Raw genomic sequence first — 24631 nt, 5'->3', positions numbered from 1 at the left:
GGATCGTGAGCTGTCCAATAATAGTAACAAGCTCGTAACCATATATGGAAAGATTAATAATTTTTTTTAATAAAATTATTAAAATCTTTATGTATTAAAAATGCGTAAAGATGTCCCTCTGATAAAATAGTTGGTTTATATTTGTTAAAATTCTCAGTAGCTAGTTCCTGTCCACTGAAGAAACTATAAATTGGGTCTCTTAATAAAAATAAGTTAGATGTTTTATCATTATAAATATCCAAGACATTTTTTATATGATTTTCATAAAATGAAAAGGTGTTAAAAATAATTTCACTTTCAATATTTTGATTCATTTTTGCTCACTAATTTTGAGATTATGGTGTTATGGGGTGGTTTTATTATAATGACTTATTTAATCTTAAGTTTATTAATTATAGTATATACATTTGAATGTCTTATAAATTTATTAAATGTCCAAACAATCTCGATTCCTCTGTATAGGTGGTTTCCTAAACGGAACTCAAGTGAAAGATCAAGGCGATAGCTTTATTTGTGTGGAAAATGGCAAACAAGTGACCTATCGAAAAATGGAAATTTTCCATCAAGACTCATGGGATCATGACTATTATGTTTGTGAAACCACGACAGACCAACAAGCACGAAACTGGGTCTATGACATCGAGTCTAATTAATCAAATATATTTTTATTCAGTGAGTAGAATTATAACGAAGTTTCTGTAATAGACAGACATTAAAAAGCCCCCTTATTTAGGGGGCTAATTGTATAGACATTACTTTATGAAGGTCTGATTTTGTTGCAGATATTAAATTACCAATAGCCCAACATCTTCCACCAAAGTCCGCCCAATACAATAAAAATAGCTATATTGATAATGCTCATGGCAAAACCAGCTTTCCACCATTCACCAAGCGTGGTGTAGCCAGAACCATAAATAATAGGAGATGTACCTGTCGCATAATGAGTCAGCGTCATTATAATGCTTGATGCTGCTGCCATAATCAGTGCAAAGAACATTGGAGGAGCACCTAGTGCGATACCTGCAATGTAGAATGCTGAAAACATAGCGGTAATATGTGCAGTGGTACTGGCAAAAATATAGTGGGCGTACATATAAGCAAAGAGTAAAAGCATGGAAGCAGGAACCCACGTTAAGCCAAGCTGCCCAATGCTAGTTTGTAAAACACCAGAAAACCAAGCGATTAAGCCGAGCTTATTTAAAAAGGTCGCCATCATGACCAATGCAGCAAACCAAGTTACCGTATCCCATGCACTCTTTTGAGTTAAGACATCATCCCAAGTTAAAACACCAGTGAGTAATAAAAGAGATAAACCAATAAATGCGGTTGTGGTTGGGTCTAATGTCCACATATCACCCAATAGCATGGCAGGAATACCGGCCCAGAGTAATAATAAAATTCCAAATACAGCCAACATAATTATTTCATGTAAGGTAATGGGGCCCATTTCTTTTAAACGGTCTTTGGCAAATTGTGCCGCATTTGGTGTTTTTTTAATTTCAGGTGGGTACATAAAGTAAAGTGCAATCGGCATAACTGCTAATGCCACAATACTAGGTAAAACCATGGCTAATGCCCATGTGGTCCAACTCAAATGGATTTGACTATTGGTCGCTTTCGCAATGAGTTCAACGACTAAAGGGTTCGGTGCAGTAGCCGTAATAAACATGGCAGAAGTAATAGGATTTGAATGGTAATTGACCAAAGCCAGATATTTACCAATTTTACCTTCAGTGCCTTTTTCTGGATCGGAATCAAAACTCGTTGCAATAGAGCGAACGATAGGGTGGATAATTCCACCTCCACGTGCGGTATTACTTGGGGTAACTGGTGCAAGAATCAGTTCAGATAATGCAAGGCTATAGCCAATACCAATGGTTCTTTTCCCCCAAACTGCAATAAAGTAATAACCCAGTCGTGCACCTAGCCCTGTTTTTTGTAACCCCTTTGAGATCATGATGGATATACCAATCAACCAGATCAGGGGATTGGCAAAACCACTTAATGCATCTTTGATAGCATCGCTAGGGTTATCTGCTGTTACTCGGGTAATCGCAACCAGTGCAATAGCAATAATCGAAATTGCACCAATAGGCATTGCTTTACCAATAATGGCTGAAATAACACCAATAAACATGGCAAATAAAAGCCAAGCATTTGCAGAGACATCTTGTGGGACTGGAATGAAAAACCAAATAATAAGGGTAAGTGATACTGAAATTATGGTTGGTATGAGTTTGAACCCCATTGAAGCGTACTCCAAAAATATAGTTATTATGTGATTTATAATGAACAGTGATTTTGTCGAAGTCTAGTGTGGTTAACATATTCTCAATAAAAGAAATATTTAGATTTTGTCTCGCTAATGATTGACTTCAATACGCATATAATGATGCTCAATTCATTTATTCTTAATAACAGTTTATATATTTATGATGAATTTATTATTTCAAACAGACAATAAAAAGCCCCATTTTTCAGGGGCTAGTCGTATAGCTCGCGCTATACTCATATAAGGCTCATCTCATACTCAGTATATTAAAACACAGATCCGCCTAAATTGCAGTAAAAGAGTTTTGGATTATTCAATTAACATTAAATCTGAAGTTGTTGCAGATTTGAGTGGCCGTAAAGCAAAAGTCGAGCGAGTATGTCGAATTCCTTTAATTGAATACAGTTTTTTTCTTAAAAAACGCTCATAGTGTTCAGCATTTTTTACAGCAACTTTGACCAAATAATCATAATCTCCAGTCACTAAATGAGCTTCAATCACTTCAGGAATGTCTGCTAAAGTTTGGCTAAATTGCTCCAAAATTTCGTCGTCATGTCGTTCTAGTGTGATTTCGATAAAGAATAATTCATTGATGCCAATTGCCTTAGGATTAATATTGGCAGTATAGCCATCAATGATTTTTAGAGTCTCCAAACGTTTTAAACGTGTCCAACAAGGGGAGGAGGAAAGTCCGACTTCATCTGCGAGTTGTGCGACGGTCAATCTGCCATTTTGTCTTAAAGCAGATAAAATCTTCCGATCAATTTTATCTAGTGTATATTCTGTGCTGTTCAAAATTCATTCCATAGAAGAATCTTCTTTAAAATATAAATATACTTCATTCTTATGCTGAAATTTTTTTAAATTACTTTAAATACAGCAGATAATTGTGCAAGTTAATGATTACACTAGATATATAAATTATCACTGAATGGGTTAAAAGTGATAATTGAACCAATAGCATTTTTAGGTAAGGGTGACTTAAAGATGCTATTGGTTCATCTTATAACGCACTTTATTTGCATAATCAGTGAAATTGATCGCAGCCTGTATAATCATTGACAAAAAATCTTAAAAAAAATATGGATTAATTTTTTGAATGTTTATGATGTTGTTATAACCTATATTTTAATTATATCTTATTGATTTGAATGAGATAATAACTTTTTAATTGATTGATTTAAAAGATGAATAATCGTCTTTTAACTATACCTTTAAGGCTTAATTACCTAATTTAGGGGATGTCAGACAGAATCATCTGGGATTAGAATGGTGAGGTCTATTCAACTCGGACGGAGTTATGAATATTTCTGAAACAATAACAGATTATAAGAAGTTATTACCTGAACATCAGAACCAATATCTAGAACAACTTTTAGCATTTGACCGTATTATTTTTCCTGATACCTGTAAGCAAGAATTGCATGATTTTATGCATGATTCTGATGCGATATCGGTGCAAGTAGTCGAGTATTTTGATGGCGTTCGTTTAATTGGGTATAACAGTATTCTTATATTAAAACTGAATATTCGTGAAAAGAATCTTTTTGTGGCGAATTCTCGTGGATCATTTTTACCCAACTATCAACGAGCCAACAAAACCATTAATTCAATCATTAAAGTGGCAATACAACATAGTATCAAACATCCACTTCTTCCTTTGTGGATTGTGGTGACCTTAATGCAACCGAAAGCTTATGCTTTACTTGCATCTTGTGCACAGAATTTTTATCCACGCACTGATATGGATACACCTCAAGACTACCTTGAAATACTTAAATTAATTGCATTGAGAAAATCTGATGTGCAAAAACGTGGGGAAGATATTTATGTACATCCTAGAGTAATCCCTGAAACTGCCTTAGATGAATCGATTCATATTCATGAGCATGCAAATCAACATATCGATTTCTTTATGCAACACACACCAGATTTCTTTGATGGAATGGGCATGATGTGTGTAAGTAAACTCAATACCAAAATGTTGACAGAAGCTGCAATATTGAGTGCGATTGAACGTGCGGCAAGCTAAGCGAATCAGTGTTAGAGGTTGCTCACTTTCTTAACGATTGATGATTTTAACATCCGCATATTCATTCAATAGTTCTGTATCAATACGATCTAATGCATCTAAGAAAGCAACATTAAATGATCCCACAGTCTGTGCTGTTTGGTAAGCCAATTGTCCTGCCACGGCAAAATGCACATGTGCTGTTAGCGTTGCAGTAGTTGCATCGGTTACAGCACAATAAGCTGCAATTAAAGCACCAAGCGCACAACCTGTTGCAGTCACACGCGGTTGTAGAAAGCAACCACCATTCACTTGAATGACACGGTTCAATTCTTTAGAAAGAATAAAATCGGATTCTCCCGAAATCGCAATACACTCTGCATGGTTTAACAAAGCCCAAGCTTGTACATAGACTTCAGCACTATCCAGTGTACTATCTACCCCTTTACCTGCAACCTGATTACCTGCCAGTCCACTCATTTCAGAAGCATTCCCTCGAATCACTGTAGGTTGATATTGCAACAATTCATTGGTCATTTCTGAGCGCCAAGATAAAATGTTGCCATAACCAACAGGGTCAAGTACCCAAGGAATAGAAGTTTGATGTGCGGTATTGGCAGAAATTTGCATTGCCTGCATTTGTTCTGTTGTTGGCGTGCCCAGATTAATACTGAGTGCGCTACTAATACGAGTAAAACTTTCTGCTTCAAAGGGGTTGTCAATCATGGCCGGTGAAGCACCACATGCGAGTAGAACATTGGCTACATAATTGGCTGCGACACTATTGGTAATACATTGTACTAGAGGCTGGGTCGCACGAAGCTGAGTATGTGCTTCAATAATTTTCTGTAGTAATGCTGCGGTTTGATCCACTAAATTATCCTGAAGGTCAATTATGGGTTGGTTTGAAAGTGTAGACATGATGTTCACCATTCACCGTGTGAAATAGTGGTCCTGATGCTTACAACGTCGACAAAATAATGACACATATTCTTCGGCATCATAGTCAACGGCTAAGTCGTTGGAACCACAATACATACAGCGTTTGACTGAATAAAAGTTTAAACGCGGTTCAATTTTCTTCCACGAACGCCACACAGGTTGAAAGAAAATACGTTCATCATAACCGAGAAACTTAAAAAATAGGATTTCACTCATTTTACTGAGGGGCATAGTCGGTAAACGAGGAAGTGTAGATGTTTCCCATTTTTCTGCGAGTGACCGTTCTCGATACTGCTGAACAGTTTTTTTGAGTAAGTTGGTATTAATGAAGTTCTCATTGCGAGGCTTAAGCGCTTTTTGTTCATGCAGATATTCTAATCCAGTTTGCATCAGGTAATAAATCTGACCCACTGCGAGAGTATCCATTAAACGATAACAAAAGGTTTGAAAGCTCTGATTTCCCGCAATTTGAACCCCCCAAGATTTGCAGTAAAATTGCATAAACTGAACGATTTCTTGATACAAGATTAAATACAGCGTGTTTTTAACTTCGTCAGCGTCTTTAAATGGGATACCGAGTTTTAAATTTTCGTAAAACCAATGTCTGAGTTGTTGGGTGATACTGAACAAACTTGGTTCTGTATAACCTTCTAGACGAACATTGACATAATATTCATGCGCTTCTTCTGCGAAATCTTTGGCAATTAAAATCTGATCTTTTAACAGTTGCTTAAGCAAGGTACTTTGAAAATAATAATTGGGGGTAATGGGTTGATATTTAATTTTTTCCCAATGAATAAATTCGTCATGTGCTGAATATTCCTGAATCTGATTGTCCAGAATACTGAGTAAAAACAGTTTGTGCAGAAAACTGAGTTGGCTAAGTTCTAGCTCTACAATCTCTTTCTTTTTGAGTTTTCGTTGCTCTTGCAGTCGTGTTTCTTGCAGTAGTTTTTTACGTTTTGAAGCACAACCGCCACAGTGGCAAGTAAATTTATCGGATTGGAACACCCGATGTGCACAGTGACTACATTCATGAAATTGCACATCTTGATCATACTGTTCTGCTTCTACCCAATACATTGCTGCCTGACAAAGCGGACAAGTTGTGCTTTCATCCAGTTGTTTTTGCAGAATTTGGAGCAGCATGGTTGGTCATCGAATAATTGAATCAGTGCTTAAGATTATACACCGTTTAGTCGTTGTACTGAGCTGAACTGTTAAGCATTTGTGCAACGCTTTGCTGATGTTTTGCAAATAAAAAGAGCGACTCATTTAAGCAGCTCTTTATTCGTAAGTGACTAAAAAGAATTTAATAGGCTGCCGGGCAAGGCAGGGTTTCGTCATCTTCTCCGAGTTGTTTGGCACAAATTAAGGCTTTGACTTTTTTGGAAGGAATTTTTTTGCTTCCTAAAGCATCATATTGATTTAAAACGCTGCTAACTTCTTGCGCTTGCATTGGAATACCTTCGCAACACATAAATGTGGCAATCACTTTATGATCGATTCCTGCTGCGTGTAAGGTTTGCATGACTTTAATATTTTCCGTACGGATTAAGAGTTCTTTGATATACATTTTGCACCTCGTTTTTATTTTGCTGATTTTTATAGTGCGCTTTGCACATCTATTAACAAGCAAAAAACGTGCACAAATTGTAGTCAGTTTGAAAGATAAGTCATAAAAATGTCACCCGCACCAGTGATACGAAACGGTGTGTAACTGAAATAGGGACGTATGCGCTAAATACACTGTAATTTATGGGCTATGAGTGTCTGATTCACTTTCTGTTTTTGTTCATCTGCCAGATAATTTTGATAAGCCGTGATTACACCTGAATGCTTCGCAGTATAGATCACGGCATAAATCCGTGCACCTTGCAGAATAATTTCATATTGTCCTGTATTACGTTGGGAATGACGTTCGTTGAAAAAAAGATGTTGTTCAAAGGGGCGACCTTCTGCCATTTCAATATTTTCAGTTTTTATATAATGCAAAGAAATGGGTTTTAAATAAGGAAAATACATCAGTTTTATTGTTTGCTCATTTTGAATTGGGGCAACCAAAACAAAATTATGTTGTTGATCCGCCCCCAGACATTCCATGTATTCAATAGTTGGCGCGGCAATTGCAGCTGATGCGAAACTTAGCAGGATGCTGCTGTAAAACAGGTATTGTATTTTCATTTTTAGCAGACATACTCATAGAAGAGGAATAAAGCGTATAAATAAAATACATCTCCTTAAAATTATGCACAATCATGATTGAAATGCAGAAAATAAACACCCATATTGAATGATAAATAAGGGCAAAGATACTTGTGCTGTGTTGAAGGATTTTACGCAATGCAAATGTCAATGCTAAAAAGACAAATAGGAAATGATATGAACATTGCGGCAAATCCAGTGGTTGAAGCAGACCAAACTGTCTATTTAAAAGACTATGAAAAACCTGTATTTCTGGTTGATTCGATCAATTTGGATATTCAGGTTTATGCAGAATATACCCAAGTGGATGCCAATTTGGTAATGAAACGCCAGACAGAAGGCGATTTGGTCTTATTGGGACGTGATTTAGAGCTGAAATCTATTTGTTTAAATGGTCAGGTTTTAAATGCGAGCGATTACACTTTAGATAGTGAGCAGCTCATCGTTCACAATGCACCAAATGAAGTCATTTTAGAAACATCAGTGGTCATTCATCCAGAATCAAACACGCAACTTGAAGGCTTATACCAAGCAGCATCAGATTTGTATGTAACGCAAAACGAACCTGAAGGTTTCCGTAAAATTACATTCTATCCAGACCGTCCTGATGTCCTAGCTGTATTTACGACACGTGTAGAAGCCGATAAAAAATACCTAGTACTTTTGGCCAATGGTAATTTGCTTGAAACAGGTTCAGTTGGTGAAGACCGCCATTTTGCGATTTGGCAAGATCCAACCAAAAAACCAAGCTATCTTTTTGCTTGTGTGATTGGTGATTTAGCTGTCTTAAAAGATCGATACACGACCTCTGAAGGACGTGATGTGGCTTTGGAAATTTATGCTGAAGAAAAAGATATTCCAAAATGCCATATTGCGATGGAAGCCTTAAAACATTCCATGCGTTGGGATGAAGAACACTATGGTCGTCCATATGATCTAGACAATTACATGATTGTTGCCACCAGCGCTTTCAATATGGGTGCAATGGAAAATAAAGGTTTAAATATCTTTAATACCTCATGTGTGCTGGCTGATGAAGAATACACGACAGACGCTGCAATTATGCGTGTGCAATCGGTCATTGCACATGAATACTTCCATAACTGGACCGGTAACCGTATTACTTGCCGTGACTGGTTCCAACTGTGTTTGAAAGAAGGCTTAACGGTTTTCCGTGATCAATCTTTTTCGGAAGACTTACAATCGGCAGCCGTACAACGGATTGATGATGTGGCGGTATTAAAAGCACATCAATTCCCTGAAGATTCAGGTCCGCTATCACATCCGCCACGTCCTGACCATTTTGTAGAAATCAATAACTTTTATACAGCTACTGTATATGAGAAAGGTGCGGAAATTAACCGCATGATGGCAACCTTATTAGGAAAAGAAAAATTCCGTAAAGGTACAGATGAATATTTCCGCCGTCATGATGGTCAAGCGGTAACCGTTGAAGATTGGGTTGCTGCTTTAACTGCGGGTTCAGGTGTTGATTTGTCAAAGTTCCTGACTTGGTACAATCAACCAGGCACTCCAAAACTTGAAGCGACAGGTGAGTATGATGCTGTGGCACAAACGTATCGTTTGAGTTTTAAGCAAAGTTTTAAAGCCCATGCGAAATACCCGAACTTAAAAGCAGTGCCTATTCCTGTTGCACTGGCATTATTTAATGCGGAAACGGGTGAACAATACACGCTGAAATCTGAAGCATTATTTGAAAATGGTGTAAAAGATGGTGTGTATTTGTTCGATCAAGAACAAGCTAGCATTGTCTTTACGAGTGTAACAGCGAAACCTGTCGTATCTTTATTACGTAATTTCTCTGCACCAGTCAATCTTGAATTTAACTATTCAGATGAAGAGTTGGCGTTCTTGCTTCAATATGAAACCAACGGCTTTAACCAATGGCAGGCAACACAAACCTTGTTAGAGCGTGTTTTATTGAATGATCATGATGCAGCAATTTATGTACAAGCCATTAAAAATACGTTGCCAGCGCTTGTCGAAAAAGATCCTTTACTGGCTTCCCGTTTGTTTGATGTTCCGAGCGAAGGTTACTTGGGCAGTCGTATTGATCAAAACTATAATCCTGCCGTAATTCAAGAAAAGCGTAATGCATTGTTAAATACCTTGGCACGTGAATTAGGTCAATTCTGTAAAGAAATATACTTGGCTTTAGACCCTGATTTGCAGAAAGATTTTTCACAGGCAATGGGTGTGCGGGCATTGAAAAATATCATGTTGATGATGTTGGCACGTCAAGGCGATATGGAAGCATTTGATTTGGCATATAGTCAATATACCAATACACGTAATATGTCAGAGCGTTTAGGAGCTTTGCGTGTTTTAGTATGGAATGATGCACCACAAGCGTCAACTGCTCTCCAAGACTTTTATACGCGCTTCAAAGATGAAGCACTTTCGCTTGACCAATGGTTTACGGTGCAAGCGTCACATCCGAATGCAACAGCAGAAAGTATTCGTGCTTTGATTAATCACCCAGATTATGATTTGGGAGTACCCAACCGAATTCGAGCTGTAAGCGGCGGTTTAAACAGTAATCCTGCGAATACATGGAGCTTTGGTGTTGCACATTTTGTAGATTTGGCCAAGTATTTAGATGAAAAGAATCCAATTTTAGGTTCACGTTTATTACAGGTTTTATCTCGTTGGTATACTTTAGCTGAACCACAACGTTCTGATGTATTGGCATCTTTAGAAGCTTTAAAGCCGCAAGTCAAATCTAAAAATGTGGTGGAAACTTTAAATAGTATGCTGAGTATCTGATAAAAAGTTTCTAAACTTTAAGCATGTTCAGGCTATTTTTCAGCAATGGGAAATAGCCTTTTTATTGGCTTCATTAAAGGCTAAACAACTAAAATTGAAACTAAAAATTGTGTAGGGGAAGGTGTATAGCTTTATGCCAGAGGATATTTACAGATCAAGTGCCTGAAGATGTAATGGCGAGTGCGATTCAAATTAAAAACTAATAAAGTTGCTTTTAATAATGTAAGTTCTGCATTTTCCCGAACAGACATATAAAAAATCCCTCGACGTAGAGGGATTTTTTATATTATGTGCTTTAAACTTTTACAATCAGAACTGGAATAGGAGATTGTGTAAGTACCGCTTGTGCAACACTACCAAGCATCATCTTTTTGAAGCCAGTACGACCATGTGAGCCCATAATGATTAAGTCTGCACTGACTTCATCCGCAATTTGGATAATGCCATCTGAAACAGAAACACCACGAATGACTTTGGTGTCGACCTCAATTTCATCTCGAACGAAGGATTGTTTAATATCTGCCAAACGCTTTTGGGCATTTTCTTCAGCCTGCATAAAATAATCTGTAATTGCTGGGGCAACTTTATAAAAGTCGACGCCGACAAAAGGGTCGACAGCCACCACACACATTACAGTAACACGGCAGTTTAATAGTTTAGCTAGAGAAAGTGCTTGCTCAACAGCAGTGTAGGAGATTGGAGATTCATCGACAGGTACTAAAATATGTTGATAAGTCATGAGTGCACACCTTCGATCATTATTATAAAAACTTGGCTTTATGTATTAGAGAACTTTTAAAGCATCTACGAAAGATACTTCAATGAGCACCCACCTAAAAGTAGGTGCTTGATTTTTTAACTTATTCTTTCACAATTAAAACAGGTAAATGTGTACCGCGGAGCACATCTTGCGCGAAGCTACCGAGTAAAAACTTTTGGAATCCCTTACGACCATGCGAACCCATGACAATTAAGTCAGATTTCTTTTCTTCAGCAGTTTGAACCACACCTTCCGCAGAAACTTGCCCTTTAATGATTTGAGTTGTTGGTTCGACACCTTCAGCTTGAGCAAAGACAACCGCTTCTTTTAGTGCTTTTTCAGCATTGGCATAAGCTTGTACAAAGTATTCTTTCATAATTGCAGAAGAATAATAAAAGTCGACTTCAGTAAAAGGATCTTCTGCAACAAGGCTAATTAAAGTTAATTCGCTGCCAAATGCTTTCGCAATAATCGCGGCCTGTTTAACTGCGGAGAATGAAATTGCAGAGCCGTCTACTGGAACTAAAATATGTTGGTAAGACATCGGATTTACTCCTGTTGTTTATCATTATTGCTACTTATTTATAGATAGCACATAGTCCGATTGTGATCAATTTATAAAGTGAAAAAACAGCGTAAATTCATTCAATTAATTAGAAATTTTTAATGTTTTTAGATTTCATCTAAACGTTAAAAGTTGAGTGTTTTCATCAGATTTGGATTAAAAGGTTGCGATTAAAAATAGGAAGTTTTTACCTGATTTTTTATGCAGATGGCGTGGCTTTTTCAGTTAAAATAAGTCTGTTAGAAAAAGTTATTTAAATACATATCATTATGAAAAGACTTAAAAAAAACTTGGAATTGTTCATGCATAAAAAGACGATTTTTATCATTTTAAGTTGTGTATTGACGTTGTTAACCGCATGCCAAAATACTCAAAAAAGTAGCAAAGTTATTGCGCGAAGTTTTAACACGGCCACAGAAATACAGAAAAAAATGTTAGATAAGCATGCACCTAAAAACGTATTGATTCAGTCAAATATTGAATATTCCAGAAATCCCAAATTAGGACTTGATCTATATCAACCTGAAAATATCGAAGAACTGGGCTTAAGACCGACAATTATCTGGATTCATGGTGGGGGGTGGATTTCTGGTTCCAAAGAAAATGCTCGTGGATATTTTAAATTACTTGCTGCACAAGGTTTTAATGTCGTATCGGTAGAGTATCAATTTGCTCCTCAAGTGATTTATCCTAATCAGTTATTACAAATTAATCAGGCACTTAAGTTTATTAGTAAACATGCTGAAGACTACCATATTGATGCGAATCAACTCTATATGGCAGGTGATTCAGCAGGTGCTAATTTAACAAGCCACTACGCAGCATTACTTACAAATCCTCAATTTGCACGAGAATCAAATTTTGTACCTGCGATCCAACCGCAACAGTTGAAAGGATTAATTCTGCATTGCGGTATTTACGATATAGCATCTTTTGTGGCTAAAGCACCTGATGAGCATAGGGTTGTGGAATGGGGCATTTATAGCCTTGTTAAGGCATATACAGGGGAGCGTAAAGATGATGCCGCTTTCTTAAATGAAATATCTTCAATGCAACATTTAACTCCAAACTATCCTCCTGTGTTCATTAGTGGTGGTAATAAAGACTTTTTAACAGCGACTCAATCGGTTCCTTTCGTTGCAGCATTAAAGCAGCAGAAAATCCCTGTAACTGCTGTGTTTTATCCTGAGAGTAAAGAGTTATTAATTCACGAGTATCAGTTTCTTATGGGGTTAAAAGCCAGTCAGCAAACGTTTGATCAAACTATTTCTTTTGTACAAAAAGTCAGTGATTTGGATTCTGAATTATAGAAAAATCATATAATGAGCAATTATGAACTGTTAAACTGCATCGATAAAATATGGGGGAAGTAAATAAAGCATGAATGTCCTACTGTTAGCTTATGCCATGTTGGCTTTGGCAATTGTTTCCGAAGTGACTGGCTCTGCATTTTTAGTAAAATCTGAGGGTTTTACAAAATTAGGACCAAGCCTGTTGGTGGTTGTGTTTTATGTCATTTCTTTTTATTTATTATCGCAAGTGATTAAAACTATTCCCCTAGGAATTGCTTATGCAATTTGGGGCGGTGTGGGTATTGTATTAACGGCTTTGGTCGGATTTTTTGTATTTAAACAAATTTTAGATTTACCTGCTTTGATTGGAATTGCCATGATTGTTGGAGGGGTAATTGTAATGAATGTTTTTTCAAACTCGATTGGACATTGATATAAAGCGGTGAAAAAAAGCATGCAAATTCTGCATGCTTTTTTTGTTCTGTGGTAATTATTTTTTGATGTTCAATTTCATAATGAATGCAACGACAAAGCCGAACAGTAGTCCCCAGAATGCAGAACCAATGCCAAAAAACTGAACGCCAGATGCACTAAATAAAAAAGTCATGAGCGCAGCTTCACGGTCAGACACTTCATGAAAGGCCAGTGCAATGTTATGGCTGATGGTACCAAATAGTGCAATTCCAGCTAACGTAACAATAAAAATATGTGGGAACGACATTAAAAGGCTAGTGAGGGTTGCAGCAAATAACCCCATTAACACATAGAAGAAGCCACAACTAATACCCGCAATATAGCGCTTACTTGGGTCTGGATGTACTTGATCGTCTAAGCTGACTGCTGCACTAATCGCTGCAATATTGACACTATAACAACCAAAAGGTGCCAGTACCGTTTGAATGAGTCCAGTCCCCCCAATCAATTGATTGACATGAGGTTGATAGCCATAACTTTTAATCATGGCAATGCCAGGTAAATATTGTGAAGCCATGTTAATCACAAACAGGGGAAGTGCAAGACCTAAAATCGCAGACCAAGTAAAGTCAGGTGTTATCCAGATGGGTTTAGCCATACTCCATGTAACAGTAGGGGCATGAAAGTCTAAAAATACTGGGCACAAGGCAATCGCAGTAATAACGGTTAATACAATGCTGTAGCGAGGAGTCAGTTTTTTCGCAACAATATAAACTGCTAATAAGGATAAAATAAATCCCCAATCAGTTTTAAGGCTAGCAAAGAGTTCAATGCCGAATTTTAATAAAACACCAGCTAACATCGCGCTGGTCAGACTTTGTGGAATAAGCGTTAGAATTTTTTCAAAAATGCCTAAATAACCTAAAACCGCCGTAATTAAGCCACAAATCAGAAAAGCACCAATTGCTTCATTTAAGCTATAATCACTGCCTGTGGCAATAATTAGCGCTAAACCTGCGGTAGACCATGCAGTAGATACTGGATATTTGAGCTTCCAAGACAGAAACATACCCACCAGACCAATTCCAAGCCCTAAAGCCCAAAACCACGAGGTGATTTGTTCGGTGCTTGCACCTAAAATTTGAGCAGCTTGAATGACCAGCACTGCTGAAACACTGATGCCAATCAAAAACGTAATGAAACCAGCAAAGACTGCGGGAATAGAAAAATCTTGAATGAGTTTTTGCATGTATCCGTACTTATTCTATTTTGACCAAAGGTTTAAATCTAGGTCTTGCATCATACGCTTAAGCTATATTTTGGAAAAGTGAATATCTGAAAATTAAACGATATTTCACGTTTCAATGGTGTTTATTGAAATTTATTCAACTATAGTGTTGAAAATGCCAATTTAATTCCAAAACCTAAAAAAGCAAATCCAACGATTGCCACGGCAACTGAAGTCAGGCGATAACGCTGATTGAAAAATGCCGCAAAACGTACGCCAGAGAAAATCAGAATACTTAAATAAAGCATACTAATGATCTGTAAAATAACTGACATCAGGGTGAAGCTAATTGCTGGGTATGAATAGTTCGGATCGACAAATTGCACAAAGAAAGACAGATAAAACAAAATCGCTTTAGGATTGAGGATGCTAATTGTTAGTGCAGTACGATAGGGTTGAGCATCTTTATAAGTGATGCTTTTGTTTGAGCTTTCCAATGCTTGAGCAGTCGTCCCTTTCCAAGTACGGACGCTTGCAATGATGAGTCGGCTACCCAAGTAAGCTAGATAAGCTGCACCGACTACTTTTAGAACGGTAAATAGCCATGGAAAACTATGTAATAAAGAAGCAGCACCGAAGATGGTACAAAGAATTAAAATGAGATCGCCAGTAAAAACGCCTAAAGCCGCAAGATAACCTATACGTGTTCCGAAGCGTGAGGCAATAGACATGACATATAATGAATTTGGACCGGGAAGAATAACAATTAAAATTGTTCCAATAATATAGGTACTGAGATCTGTAATGCCAAACACAATATACTCATTATAAAAAGCCCATTTTGCTATTGTAACAAAATGGGCTTAAAGTTTGCACACTTATAGTGCATGATTTTAAGCCTGAATTTCAGCATCCAAACCGAAAGATTGACGTAATAAGGTACTCAGTTGTTCACGTGCTTTAATAAAGCCATCAATACCACCTTGTAGCAATTGGAACGCCATTAGATCATGTTCTAAATGGTCTTTAAACGTCGCTTTATCAAGAATGATTGCTTGTTCTGAACTGCTTGTAATTTGCTTTGGATCGAGCTGAAGTTGTACTTCACGTGTATCGAGTTCTAATTCAGCCAATAAATTAGGCGATACAGTTAACAAGTCACAGCCTGCCAAACCGAGTACTTGATCGATGCTACGGAAACTTGCACCCATAATTTCAGTTTGAATGTGGTGCTGTTTGTAATATTGATAAATTTGCTTCACAGAAAGTACGCCAGGATCCTTTTCAATAGGATAGTTTTGTACATTTTCAGCTTTTTTGTACCAATCCAAAATACGCCCAACAAATGGCGAAATTAAGGTTACTTTAGCATCTGCACAGGCTTGGGCTTGATGTAAACCAAACAGCAGTGTGAGGTTACAGTGAATACCTTCTGCTTCTAGTACACGAGCAGCTTGAATACCTTCCCAAGTAGATGCAATTTTGATCAGAATTCTGTTTTGATCAATGCCATAAGCTTTATAAAGTGCTAAAAGCTCTTTGGCTTTGGCAATGGTGGCTTCTGTATCATAAGACAAAGATGCATCAACTTCAGTTGAGACACGACCTTCAATGAGTTTAAGAATTTCTACCCCAAATTTTACGGTCAGAATATCAATGGTACGTTCAATCAATTCGTCAGACGTATAGCCTTCTTGTTTTGCTTGATCGTACGCAGCTTCAATTAAAACTTTGTTTTCTGATTGATTGGCTGCAGCCGTGATTAAAGAAGGGTTAGTCGTTGCATCGAGTGGACGAAATTTTTCAATTGCCGCTAAGTCACTACTATCAGCAACGATGGTTGTCATCTTTTTTAATTGGTTTAACGCATTCTGTGTCATTGAGATCTATTTCTTAAAAGTTGTACCCGTCATTTAGTTATACCACAAACTTTGTCTGACCCAAGCAAAATCAGGGTTCTAGGTTAGCTAATTCGTATTTTTTTTGCTGTTTCGAATATGATCAATCAAAAAATGCGCTGCCGCACCCAGTTGACTTTCTCGACTCCAAACTAAATCGACGGAATATTCAAATTTGGGTGAGAAATCTTGGAAATTCAGGATTTTTAATTGTTGTTGCAATGATGAATTTTCATTCAGCATTTCATAAGGAAGTACGCCCCAACCTAAGTTTTGTAAAATCATGGCACATGAGGAGTGATGGTTATCTGTACGCCAATAATTTTTAGAAAAAAGCAATTCAGGCTTTAAACTTCGGTCACGACTCGCCACAACAATTTGTCGACTTTGCAGTAATTGTTCGTAGCTTATTTTTTCATGTTGAGCGAGAGGATGTTGTTTCGATGCGACTGCAATAAGCGTTTCCCGCTTTAATTCTACAAATTGTTCGCCACTTTGTAATTGTTCGCGCTCAAACATCAATGCTAATTGTGCAGATTGATCGAGCAACATTTGCAATGCATCTTCTTGCGGTGCTGAAAAAATGTTGATTTGAAGTTCAGGAAAGCGTTGTTCCAACAGCAGAATGTAGTCCGTCCAATGCGTATGGAGTAATTCGGAAACCACCACAATGTTTAAACTCGATTCTAGACCTCCAGCTAAGGCAAAGGCATGTTGTTTCCATTGATTCATTTCAATGAGAAGTTGTTGAGTTTTCTCATATAAAGTGATGGCTTGAGCAGTTGCAATCGGCTCACGCCCTTGACGAGTGAAAAGTGTTAGATCCAGATCAATTTCAAGATTTGCAATAGACATACTAATCGCGGAAGGGACTTTACCAAGTTTTCTTGCAGCCGCGGAAAAAGAACCAGTTTCTATCACTGTCTGGAAAATAATCAATTGATCTTGGTTAATATTCATTGGCGTATTTTTTGCTTAAGTTACTAAAAAAAGTTTCAAGATAGACCTTTCAATAAAACTGAAAGAATCTAACTCGATTAATCAATATCATAAACATAAAATAGCAAATATCGAAGACAAAGAGTATTTTTAAATGTTGATTTCCAAGAGAAGGATTGTTCATGCGTTGAGCTATGAGATCATCCTGTTGGTCATCATTGCCATCGCATTAAGTTTTATTTTTAATATGCCCATGGAAGTTACAGGAAGCCTAGGCATTGTTATGGCGGTCACTTCTGTATTTTGGAACATGATTTTTAATCATTTTTTTGAAAAGTTTGAGCAACGCCGTAAATTGCAGCGTACAGTCGCTGTTCGTATTATGCATGCGATTGGATTTGAAGGTGGTTTGATGTTAGCCACGATTCCAATGGTGGCGTATGCAATGGACATGACCATTTGGCAAGCCATATTATTGGATCTCAGTTTGACCATGTGTATTTTGGTTTATACCTTTATTTTCCAATGGTGTTATGACCATATTGAAATGCGTTTAGGATATTCTCCTGTTCAGCAGTCCTAAGAAGTAAAAAAGCCACAAATAAGTGGCTTTTTTATCTATGGACGCTAAATCGCTTAACAGCAAACTTATTACAAAATAAAAAATATTGCATTATCTCAATTGTCTGACGATGGGTAATGATTGATGCATCTTGAGTCGGATTTTCGATAGATTAAATAACTTTGTAATCATATCTCAAATGCGTTTTTCGTCTTTTAAATGATCTATCTTATAATCTCTAAAAGTTCGAGTGGTATCTCAGCTTTGATTTTTAAATAAAGAGATCATAATAACGATAAAAAGAGTATGCAGATGGATTGGACTCACTTATTACAGCATTATGGTTATTTTGCCGTCATCATTGGTTCTTTTTTCGAAGGTGAAACGATACTCATGCTCGGTGCTTATGCCGTACATCAGCATGTACTTAATTTTTGGCTATTGATTGTTTCTGCAATGATCGGTGGTTTTATTGGTGATCAACTGTATTACCAAATTGGTAAACGATATGGATATGACTTTATTGATCAACGCCCCAAATTAAAACAGAGATTTCAAAAAGCCAGTGTACTGATAGAAAACTATCCGACCTTAAGTATTTTATTGATGCGTTTTGCTTGGGGCTTAAGAACGATACTTCCCATGATTATTGGGATTAAGCAATATCCAGTTTTGCGTTATATGGTAATCAATCTATTGGCTTGTTTTATTTGGGCATTTGTTGTGGTGAGTGTCGGTTTACAAGTTTCACATTGGTTGCATCAATTTTGGCAGGGCTTCCTGCATGATGATGACTATTCGGCATGGATCATTTTGGCAGTCATTTTTTGTATATTACTTACAAGAGGTGTTTTTATGTTGATTTCATATGTTAAAAGTCGCAGGTAATTAATCGAATTTAAAACAAAAAAAGCACCTTAAATCAGGTGCTTTTTTTTAAGACATAACAATCAATTATTTTTCAACAATTGCCGTTACACCTTGACCACCCGCCGCACAAATCGAGATGAGTACGCGACCAGAGCCTTTTTGGTTAAGAAGTTTTGCAGCCGTTGCTAAAATGCGTCCACCCGTTGCAGCAAATGGGTGACCTGCTGCCAAAGAAGAACCTTTAACATTGAGTTTGCTACGGTCAATTGAACCTAAAGGTGCAGCTAAGCCTAAGCGATCTTTACAGAATTGTGGATCTTCCCAAGCTTTTAAAGTTGAAAGTACTTGTGAAGCAAAGGCTTCATGAATTTCGTAATAATCAAAGTCTTGCAGGGTAATACCAGCACGTTCAAGCATACGAGGAACTGCATAAGCAGGAGCCATTAATAAGCCTTCTTTTGGTCCATTCTTGCCAATGAAGTCTACCGCAGCAGTTTCAGTAAAAGTTAAATAAGCCAGTACTTCATGACCATTGGCTTTTGCCCATTCTTCAGATGCAAGTAATACGCATGATGCACCATCAGTTAAAGGGGTAGAGTTGGCTGCGGTCATGGTACGCGCATCACCCTTACCAAATACTGGTTTAAGTTTTGCCAGTTTTTCAACTGAAGAGTCTGCACGTAAATTGTTATCACGATTTAAACCTAAGAATGGCGTGATCAGGTCATCAAAGAAACCTTCTTCATAAGCTTTTGCCATTTTTTGATGTGAAGATGCAGCAAGTTCATCCTGTGCTTCACGTGCAATACCCCATTCTAATGCAGTAATGGCTTGATGATCACCCATAGAAAGCCCTGTACGCGGCTCACCATTTTTAGGGGCATCCATTAAATCTTTTAGGTTAATTTTGGTTAATGCTTTTAAGCGGTCTTTAGCTGTTTTTGCAATATTGAGTTCAAGCAGAGCTTTACGTAAACCATCACCAAAAGCAATTGGCGCATCTGAAGTTGTATCTACGCCACCCGCAATACCGACTTCAATTTGTCCTAAGGCAATTTTATTCGCTACTTGGAAGGTTGCTTGTAAGCCAGTTCCACATGCTTGTTGTAGATCATAAGCAGGAGTTTCAGGTGCTAAAGCACTATCTAAAACACATTCACGAGTCATATTGAAGTCACGGCTATGTTTTAATACTGCGCCCGCAACTACTTCACCCAGACGTTGACCTTGAAGATTATAACGTTCAACAAGACCATTTAATGCTGCGGTAAACATATCCATGTTTGATGCTGTGAAATAAGCACCATTCGAACGAGCGAATGGAATACGGTTACCACCAATAATTGCAACGCGGCGAGGAGTATTTTGACTCATAATTTTTTCCTGTTGGACAGAAGTTTGAGTTGTAGATTCAGTTTTAGCTGTACTAAGTGCTGCTTTTTTGCGAGGCGAAGAAGTTGCACGTGTACGTGTTGTTTTAGTCGTTGGGGTTGCAGACGTAGAAGCTGTGTCAGTTGTTTTGCGTGTACGAGTACGTGCTTTTGATGTATTTGACACAGTTTCTGCCACAGAATGATCGACTGCTGGATTATCTTGAGTTGTTTTGCTCATAAGGCTTTTCCAAGCATGTTACAGTATTCTTGAGGTGTACATTAACACAATACAGCATAGCTCGAATTGACTACAATGACATTGCAGAATACATTCAGGTCAAGTCATCACTAGATTAACTCAAGTATGATTCAACGGAAACTGATGGGTCTATTGAAATCTATGTCTTTGACATGATATTGAAGTTAAACAGTAGTTTAAAAGCCATCAAATAAATTTAATTCGTTTTGAGAGATAATAAACATGACTGACCAATACCAAGCATTCGCAAAATCTCCAATTGGTAAATTTGTCATTAAAAATTTAGGTTTGCCAGCACCCACTTTTTTAGATCGTTTTGACTCTGCGACGCCAGTAATCAAAGGTGCAGTTTTGGTTGGTGCTGCACCAGCAGGTACATTATCAGGTGCAATTTCTCAGGTGTTGGCGAATATTCATGCCAACAGTTACGCAGGCAACAATGCAGAATTACAACAAGTTGCTGCAACACAAGGGTTAAAGCTGAATGCATTTAACGATGGTGACCGTGAGTCGAAGTTCAAAGCTGTCATTTTTGATGCTTCTGGTATTCAAAATTCTGAACAGCTAAAAGAACTTTATAATTTCTTTAACCCGATTTCACGCCAGATTCTTGCTTCGGGGCGTGTCATTGTGGTGGGAACAACACCTGAAACGGCTAAAACAGTAAAGCAAGCCATTGCTCAGCGTGCCTTGGAAGGTTTTGTTAAATCTGTAGGTAAAGAATTTAAAAAGGGTATTGCAGCACAATTGGTCTATGTAGATGAAGGTGCAGAAGCAAATTTAGAGTCTACGTTACGTTTTGCATTATCGCCGCGTTCTGCTTATGTTTCGGGTCAAGTCATTCGTGTGTCTAAAGCAGATGTGATTGATGTAGATTGGGTGAAACCACTTGCAGGTAAAACAGCAGTAGTCACAGGTGCGAGCCGTGGTATTGGTGAGGCAATTGCACATGTACTGTCACGTGATGGCGCACATGTCATTTGTTTGGATGTGCCGCAACAGCAAGCTGACTTAGACCGTGTTGCGAGTGAAATTGGTGGTTCGACTTTAGCGATTGATATTACCGCAGCAGATGCAGGTCAGAAAATTAAAGAAGCTGCTGTAGCACAGGGCGGTGTTGATATTATTGTGCACAATGCAGGTATTACACGTGACAAGACTTTGGCCAATATGAAGCCAGAATTTTGGGATTTGGTCATCAACATTAACTTGTCTGCGATTGAACGTGTTAATGATTATTTACTTGAACATGATGGTTTAAATGCCAATGGTCGTATTATCTGTGTATCTTCAATTTCAGGTATTGCTGGGAACTTAGGTCAAACCAACTATGCTGCATCGAAAGCAGGTGTTATTGGAGTGGTGAAATTTACTGCACCGATCTTAAAAAATGGTATAACCATTAATGCAGTTGCACCAGGCTTTATTGAAACACAAATGACAGCGGCAATTCCTTTTGCTATTCGTGAAGCAGGTCGTCGTATGAACTCGATGAGCCAAGGCGGTTTACCTGTCGATGTTGCAGAAACCATTGCCTTATTTGCTTCAACGGCTTCAACGGGCTTAAATGGTAACGTTGTTCGTGTTTGCGGACAAAGTTTATTGGGTGCTTAATCATAAAAATTTAGAATTTTCCCTCTTCTTGAAGGAGAGGGAAAACCAATAAAGGGAATGGAATTTTTCCTTCATCCCATTCTTCTCCTTGAAGGAGAAGAAGCTTTCAAAAATATTGAAATAAAAACTTCACATAGGTTCAACATGAAAACGCGCCATTTTTCTCAACTTCCGAAACCTTATTTGGCTTATCCGAAAGTCGTGCAGGGACTGATCTTTAAAAAGCCTAAAGGCGAAAAAGTTCTTCCGCAAGTTGAATATGTGGTGGATTCTTTTAAGGTTGATCCAAAGCATTTGAAAGCGTATAACGCCGTGTGTGGATTTAAAAATAATGGTTATATTCCAGCGATTTATTTGGCTGTTTTGTCCCAAAGTTTACAAATGCATATGATGACGCAAGAGGCATTTCCTTTTGCGATTTTAGGTTTGGTACATATTCGTAATCAAGTTTCTCAAAGCCGTAAAATTGGTGTAAATGAAAGCTTATGTCTATCTTGCCAGTTTGGTGAATTAAAACCGCATGACAAAGGTGTGCAGTTTGACTTTATCACCACCGCAAAAGTGGGCAACGAAGTCGTGATGCAAGGGGTGACGACCTATCTTGCACGTCAAAAAACTGAAACTAAAGCGGCTACTAAAGCAAAAGAAGAAACTCGCCCAAATTATACGCTTCAGGCCGAGTGGACAGTTTCAGAAAATATGGGTCGTCGTTATGCCTTAACTTCTGGTGATTTTAATTTAATTCATATTCATGCAATTACAGCCAAGGCATTTGGTTTTAAACAAGCGATTGCACATGGTATGTGGAGTAAAGCAAAAGCCTTAGCCAATTTAACGTTACCCGACAGTTATGAGGCCGATGTGTGGTTTAAATTACCTATGTATTTACCCTCAAAAGTAGAGTTCTTAACTGTGCAGACAGGAAATGATATCGACTTCATGATTCAAAATAGTAAAAATAAAAAACCACATGTGACTGGTCATATTACCGCGCGCTAATAGAGTTGAAGAGAAGCCCAAATTTTAATAATTTGGGCTTTTTTACTTATGTATGTATCAATAATTAAAAAATTATAAGGATATAAGATGAGAGAATTGAAAGCTTACTTATTAGCAGATGCAAATCAATATAAAGGTCATGTAGACCCAAATTTTACTGATCTTGCTCGACAGTTCAGTCGCTTACAACATCCGCGAATGCATCAAGGTGGGGCTGCACTGTGTGTTTATTTTCAGGGCGAAAAGGTCGTTGATATTTATATAGGAAAAAAATCAGCGACAGAACAATGGGAAAAGAATACTTTGTCGGTCTGTTATTCAACAGGCAAAGGTGTTTTGGCAACCTTAGCTCATATTTTAGTGAGTCGCGGTTTACTTGATTATGATCAACCAATTGCAGAATATTGGCCTGAATTTGCACAAAATGGTAAATCCAACATTCGCTTGGCAGATATTTTAAGTCACCAAAGTGGCTTATTTGACATCCGTAATTTGGTTCAAGATGCAGCTCAAATGGCCGATTGGGAGCTTATGTTAAATCGGATTGCCCAAAGCAAACCACGGTTTGATGTGCGTGAAGATGCAGCCTATCAACCTTTAACTTTTGGCTGGTTAGTGGGCGGTGTTTTGGAAAAAGCAACAGGACAAAGTTTAGCGAATTTAATGCAGCAGTATTTGTTACAACCTCTTCATATACACGATGCTTATTTTGGTGTGCCAAAATCACAACTTGATCGGGTTGCACGACCATTCCCCAAGGCGAACTCTAAAAGCTCAAGTTCTGATTCTTCAAAAAGAAAAAATACAACCAAGAAAACGACTTTAATGAATCGTGTTACGACATGGTCAGGGCAAAATCCGCAAGATTTTCAAGATGCTATGATTCCTAAAGGTATGAAGAATTTTAGTTTTTTTAGTGAACAAGGTTTACAAGCCGTAATTCCTGCTGCCAATGGCATTTTCTCTGCTGAAAGTTTGGCAAAAATTTATGCCATGTTGGCTCAAGGTGGTTCATGGCAACAGCAACAATTGATTAAGCCTGAAGTATTTCAACGCATGTCGCAGATTCAATATCAGCATCGTGACCGAATTATGCCTATCCCGATGCATTGGCGTTTGGGGTATCACCGTGTCCTGACTTTAGGCAAACAAGTTCCACAAGGTTTTGGGCACATGGGTTTTAATGGTTCAGGTGCTTGGTGTGATCCAGAGCGCCAATTAAGTTTTGCTTACATACATAATTTTGCAACGGCGTCCATCACTGGAGACTATCGTTTATGGGGCTTAACACAAGAAACATTACGCTGTGCCGATAAAATTCTAACAGGACGTAAGGGGTGGTTCTAAGATTTTTAGATTGGATAATAGAGACTTCACATACTTAATAAATGATAGGTGCGATGGGCATTGTCTTTGATTTAAGCATATTTAAAGGTGGTCAAATATGGAAAATCTACTCAAGTTACTTAAAGAAATGTCGTTTAAATTATGTGAAAGATGTGACTGAATAAGATCAAATTGCTGATTGATTTAAAGTGCACATTGACTGAATTTAATATTAAGGGATCAATCGCGTGTTTAATTTCCACAATCATCGACTCGCTTTGAGATTGTTCATTCACTCTTAGGCAAAAAAACAGT

The 24631-nt window shown here is 37.7% G+C and carries 24 protein-coding genes; 10 read left to right on the top strand and 14 right to left on the bottom strand.

The window, feature by feature from the left end:
* Nucleotides 1–53 precede the first annotated feature (53 nt).
* Nucleotides 54–314: a hypothetical protein gene (locus E0H82_RS09525; protein WP_131264413.1), complete on the bottom strand. Its 261-nt coding sequence runs from the start codon at nucleotides 312–314 to the stop codon at nucleotides 54–56.
* 117 nt (nucleotides 315–431) lie between these two features.
* Here E0H82_RS09525 and E0H82_RS09520 point away from each other — a divergent pair, with 117 nt between their 5' ends.
* A complete protein-coding gene (locus E0H82_RS09520) occupies nucleotides 432–653 on the top strand; it encodes a hypothetical protein (RefSeq protein ID WP_131264412.1) in 222 nt (73 codons plus the stop codon).
* Nucleotides 654–790: 137 nt separating this feature from the next.
* On the opposite strand, the gene E0H82_RS09515 is transcribed toward E0H82_RS09520, so the two are convergent.
* On the bottom strand, nucleotides 791–2248 hold the full coding sequence (locus tag E0H82_RS09515; protein ID WP_131264411.1) for a DASS family sodium-coupled anion symporter: 1458 nt from the start codon (nucleotides 2246–2248) through the stop codon (nucleotides 791–793).
* 333 nt (nucleotides 2249–2581) lie between these two features.
* Nucleotides 2582–3067, bottom strand: a complete 486-nt coding sequence (locus E0H82_RS09510) for an Lrp/AsnC family transcriptional regulator (protein ID WP_116760938.1) — start codon at nucleotides 3065–3067, stop codon at nucleotides 2582–2584.
* A gap of 505 nt (nucleotides 3068–3572) precedes the next feature.
* Here E0H82_RS09510 and E0H82_RS09505 point away from each other — a divergent pair.
* Nucleotides 3573–4304: a hypothetical protein gene (locus E0H82_RS09505; protein ID WP_131264410.1), complete on the top strand. Its 732-nt coding sequence runs from the start codon at nucleotides 3573–3575 to the stop codon at nucleotides 4302–4304.
* A gap of 30 nt (nucleotides 4305–4334) precedes the next feature.
* On the opposite strand, the gene thiM is transcribed toward E0H82_RS09505, so the two are convergent.
* From thiM to E0H82_RS09485, 4 genes are all read right to left on the bottom strand, one after another.
* Nucleotides 4335–5156 carry a hydroxyethylthiazole kinase gene (gene thiM / locus E0H82_RS09500; RefSeq protein ID WP_171458281.1) on the bottom strand — a complete coding sequence of 274 codons (822 nt, stop codon included), beginning with the start codon at nucleotides 5154–5156 and terminating at the stop codon, nucleotides 4335–4337.
* A gap of 60 nt (nucleotides 5157–5216) precedes the next feature.
* On the bottom strand, nucleotides 5217–6374 hold the full coding sequence (locus E0H82_RS09495) for a hypothetical protein (protein WP_131264408.1): 1158 nt from the start codon (nucleotides 6372–6374) through the stop codon (nucleotides 5217–5219).
* Between the two features lie 163 nt (nucleotides 6375–6537).
* On the bottom strand, nucleotides 6538–6801 hold the full coding sequence (locus E0H82_RS09490; protein ID WP_131264407.1) for a hypothetical protein: 264 nt from the start codon (nucleotides 6799–6801) through the stop codon (nucleotides 6538–6540).
* Between the two features lie 164 nt (nucleotides 6802–6965).
* The gene (locus tag E0H82_RS09485; RefSeq protein ID WP_131264406.1) at nucleotides 6966–7409 is read right to left on the bottom strand and encodes a hypothetical protein; all 444 of its coding nucleotides are present in this window, start codon (nucleotides 7407–7409) and stop codon (nucleotides 6966–6968) included.
* A gap of 198 nt (nucleotides 7410–7607) precedes the next feature.
* On the opposite strand from E0H82_RS09485, the gene pepN reads away from it, so the two are divergent.
* Entirely contained in the window at nucleotides 7608–10217 is a 2610-nt protein-coding gene (gene pepN / locus E0H82_RS09480) for an aminopeptidase N (protein WP_131264405.1), read from the top strand.
* 295 nt (nucleotides 10218–10512) lie between these two features.
* Here the strand turns inward: pepN and E0H82_RS09475 are convergent, their stop codons facing one another.
* Both E0H82_RS09475 and E0H82_RS09470 read right to left on the bottom strand, forming a co-directional pair.
* Nucleotides 10513–10956: a universal stress protein gene (locus tag E0H82_RS09475; RefSeq protein WP_131264404.1), complete on the bottom strand. Its 444-nt coding sequence runs from the start codon at nucleotides 10954–10956 to the stop codon at nucleotides 10513–10515.
* 121 nt (nucleotides 10957–11077) lie between these two features.
* Entirely contained in the window at nucleotides 11078–11521 is a 444-nt protein-coding gene (locus E0H82_RS09470; RefSeq protein WP_131264403.1) for a universal stress protein, read from the bottom strand.
* Between the two features lie 323 nt (nucleotides 11522–11844).
* Between E0H82_RS09470 and E0H82_RS09465 the strand changes: the two genes are divergently transcribed.
* Complete coding sequence (locus tag E0H82_RS09465; protein WP_131264402.1) at nucleotides 11845–12852, top strand: alpha/beta hydrolase; 1008 nt, start codon at nucleotides 11845–11847, stop codon at nucleotides 12850–12852.
* 70 nt (nucleotides 12853–12922) lie between these two features.
* Entirely contained in the window at nucleotides 12923–13267 is a 345-nt protein-coding gene (locus tag E0H82_RS09460) for a DMT family transporter (RefSeq protein ID WP_131264401.1), read from the top strand.
* 57 nt (nucleotides 13268–13324) lie between these two features.
* Here the strand turns inward: E0H82_RS09460 and E0H82_RS09455 are convergent, their stop codons facing one another.
* The 4 genes from E0H82_RS09455 to E0H82_RS09440 all read right to left on the bottom strand — a co-directional run bounded on the left by E0H82_RS09455 (nucleotide 13325) and on the right by E0H82_RS09440 (nucleotide 17334).
* Nucleotides 13325–14497 carry a benzoate/H(+) symporter BenE family transporter gene (locus E0H82_RS09455; RefSeq protein WP_131264400.1) on the bottom strand — a complete coding sequence of 391 codons (1173 nt, stop codon included), beginning with the start codon at nucleotides 14495–14497 and terminating at the stop codon, nucleotides 13325–13327.
* Nucleotides 14498–14637: 140 nt separating this feature from the next.
* The gene (leuE, locus tag E0H82_RS09450) at nucleotides 14638–15291 is read right to left on the bottom strand and encodes a leucine efflux protein LeuE (RefSeq protein WP_131264399.1); all 654 of its coding nucleotides are present in this window, start codon (nucleotides 15289–15291) and stop codon (nucleotides 14638–14640) included.
* A 78-nt stretch (nucleotides 15292–15369) separates the two neighbouring features.
* The gene (gene tal / locus E0H82_RS09445) at nucleotides 15370–16356 is read right to left on the bottom strand and encodes a transaldolase (protein WP_131264398.1); all 987 of its coding nucleotides are present in this window, start codon (nucleotides 16354–16356) and stop codon (nucleotides 15370–15372) included.
* A gap of 87 nt (nucleotides 16357–16443) precedes the next feature.
* The gene (locus E0H82_RS09440; protein ID WP_131264397.1) at nucleotides 16444–17334 is read right to left on the bottom strand and encodes a LysR family transcriptional regulator; all 891 of its coding nucleotides are present in this window, start codon (nucleotides 17332–17334) and stop codon (nucleotides 16444–16446) included.
* 133 nt (nucleotides 17335–17467) lie between these two features.
* Here E0H82_RS09440 and aceI point away from each other — a divergent pair, with 133 nt between their 5' ends.
* Together aceI and E0H82_RS09430 are read left to right on the top strand one after the other, a co-directional pair.
* Nucleotides 17468–17896, top strand: a complete 429-nt coding sequence (aceI, locus tag E0H82_RS09435) for a chlorhexidine efflux PACE transporter AceI (RefSeq protein ID WP_131264396.1) — start codon at nucleotides 17468–17470, stop codon at nucleotides 17894–17896.
* A gap of 291 nt (nucleotides 17897–18187) precedes the next feature.
* Nucleotides 18188–18763 (top strand): DedA family protein, encoded by a 576-nt coding sequence (locus tag E0H82_RS09430; RefSeq protein WP_131264395.1) that lies wholly within the window; start codon nucleotides 18188–18190, stop codon nucleotides 18761–18763.
* Between the two features lie 66 nt (nucleotides 18764–18829).
* Here E0H82_RS09430 and E0H82_RS09425 read toward each other — a convergent pair whose 3' ends face one another.
* A complete protein-coding gene (locus E0H82_RS09425; RefSeq protein ID WP_131264394.1) occupies nucleotides 18830–20356 on the bottom strand; it encodes an acetyl-CoA C-acetyltransferase in 1527 nt (508 codons plus the stop codon).
* Between the two features lie 243 nt (nucleotides 20357–20599).
* Here E0H82_RS09425 and E0H82_RS09420 point away from each other — a divergent pair, with 243 nt between their 5' ends.
* The 3 genes from E0H82_RS09420 (at nucleotide 20600) to E0H82_RS09410 (ending at nucleotide 24337) form a co-directional block, all read left to right on the top strand.
* Nucleotides 20600–21991 (top strand): 3-oxoacyl-ACP reductase, encoded by a 1392-nt coding sequence (locus E0H82_RS09420; protein WP_131264393.1) that lies wholly within the window; start codon nucleotides 20600–20602, stop codon nucleotides 21989–21991.
* 144 nt (nucleotides 21992–22135) lie between these two features.
* Entirely contained in the window at nucleotides 22136–22990 is an 855-nt protein-coding gene (locus tag E0H82_RS09415) for a MaoC family dehydratase (RefSeq protein WP_131264392.1), read from the top strand.
* 87 nt (nucleotides 22991–23077) lie between these two features.
* Nucleotides 23078–24337, top strand: a complete 1260-nt coding sequence (locus E0H82_RS09410; RefSeq protein ID WP_131264391.1) for a serine hydrolase domain-containing protein — start codon at nucleotides 23078–23080, stop codon at nucleotides 24335–24337.
* The last annotated feature ends 294 nt before the right edge of the window (nucleotides 24338–24631 follow it).

The organism is Acinetobacter sp. ANC 4910, assembly GCF_004331035.1.
Lineage (GTDB): Bacteria > Pseudomonadota > Gammaproteobacteria > Pseudomonadales > Moraxellaceae > Acinetobacter.
The sequence above is the reverse complement of the archived record's forward strand: the minus strand, read 5'-3'. Positions and strand labels throughout refer to the sequence as shown.

Excerpts from the sequence above, each read along its gene's own strand:
- E0H82_RS09455 (WP_131264400.1), bottom strand. The coding sequence starts at position 14,497 with ATGCAAAAACTCATTCAAGATTTTTCTATTCCCGCAGTCTTTGCTGGT.
- E0H82_RS09420 (WP_131264393.1), top strand. The coding sequence starts at position 20,600 with ATGACTGACCAATACCAAGCATTCGCAAAATCTCCAATTGGTAAATTT.
- E0H82_RS09430 (WP_131264395.1), top strand. The coding sequence starts at position 18,188 with ATGGATTGGACTCACTTATTACAGCATTATGGTTATTTTGCCGTCATC.
- E0H82_RS09520 (WP_131264412.1), top strand. The coding sequence starts at position 432 with ATGTCCAAACAATCTCGATTCCTCTGTATAGGTGGTTTCCTAAACGGA.
- E0H82_RS09525 (WP_131264413.1), bottom strand. The coding sequence starts at position 314 with ATGAATCAAAATATTGAAAGTGAAATTATTTTTAACACCTTTTCATTT.
- E0H82_RS09475 (WP_131264404.1), bottom strand. The coding sequence starts at position 10,956 with ATGACTTATCAACATATTTTAGTACCTGTCGATGAATCTCCAATCTCC.
- E0H82_RS09425 (WP_131264394.1), bottom strand. The coding sequence starts at position 20,356 with ATGAGCAAAACAACTCAAGATAATCCAGCAGTCGATCATTCTGTGGCA.
- E0H82_RS09495 (WP_131264408.1), bottom strand. The coding sequence starts at position 6,374 with ATGCTGCTCCAAATTCTGCAAAAACAACTGGATGAAAGCACAACTTGT.
- E0H82_RS09440 (WP_131264397.1), bottom strand. The coding sequence starts at position 17,334 with ATGAATATTAACCAAGATCAATTGATTATTTTCCAGACAGTGATAGAA.
- E0H82_RS09515 (WP_131264411.1), bottom strand. The coding sequence starts at position 2,248 with ATGGGGTTCAAACTCATACCAACCATAATTTCAGTATCACTTACCCTT.
- E0H82_RS09460 (WP_131264401.1), top strand. The coding sequence starts at position 12,923 with ATGAATGTCCTACTGTTAGCTTATGCCATGTTGGCTTTGGCAATTGTT.
- E0H82_RS09490 (WP_131264407.1), bottom strand. The coding sequence starts at position 6,801 with ATGTATATCAAAGAACTCTTAATCCGTACGGAAAATATTAAAGTCATG.
- E0H82_RS09465 (WP_131264402.1), top strand. The coding sequence starts at position 11,845 with ATGCATAAAAAGACGATTTTTATCATTTTAAGTTGTGTATTGACGTTG.
- aceI (WP_131264396.1), top strand. The coding sequence starts at position 17,468 with ATGTTGATTTCCAAGAGAAGGATTGTTCATGCGTTGAGCTATGAGATC.
- E0H82_RS09470 (WP_131264403.1), bottom strand. The coding sequence starts at position 11,521 with ATGTCTTACCAACATATTTTAGTTCCAGTAGACGGCTCTGCAATTTCA.
- E0H82_RS09410 (WP_131264391.1), top strand. The coding sequence starts at position 23,078 with ATGAGAGAATTGAAAGCTTACTTATTAGCAGATGCAAATCAATATAAA.
- tal (WP_131264398.1), bottom strand. The coding sequence starts at position 16,356 with ATGACACAGAATGCGTTAAACCAATTAAAAAAGATGACAACCATCGTT.
- E0H82_RS09415 (WP_131264392.1), top strand. The coding sequence starts at position 22,136 with ATGAAAACGCGCCATTTTTCTCAACTTCCGAAACCTTATTTGGCTTAT.
- E0H82_RS09485 (WP_131264406.1), bottom strand. The coding sequence starts at position 7,409 with ATGAAAATACAATACCTGTTTTACAGCAGCATCCTGCTAAGTTTCGCA.
- pepN (WP_131264405.1), top strand. The coding sequence starts at position 7,608 with ATGAACATTGCGGCAAATCCAGTGGTTGAAGCAGACCAAACTGTCTAT.
- E0H82_RS09505 (WP_131264410.1), top strand. The coding sequence starts at position 3,573 with ATGAATATTTCTGAAACAATAACAGATTATAAGAAGTTATTACCTGAA.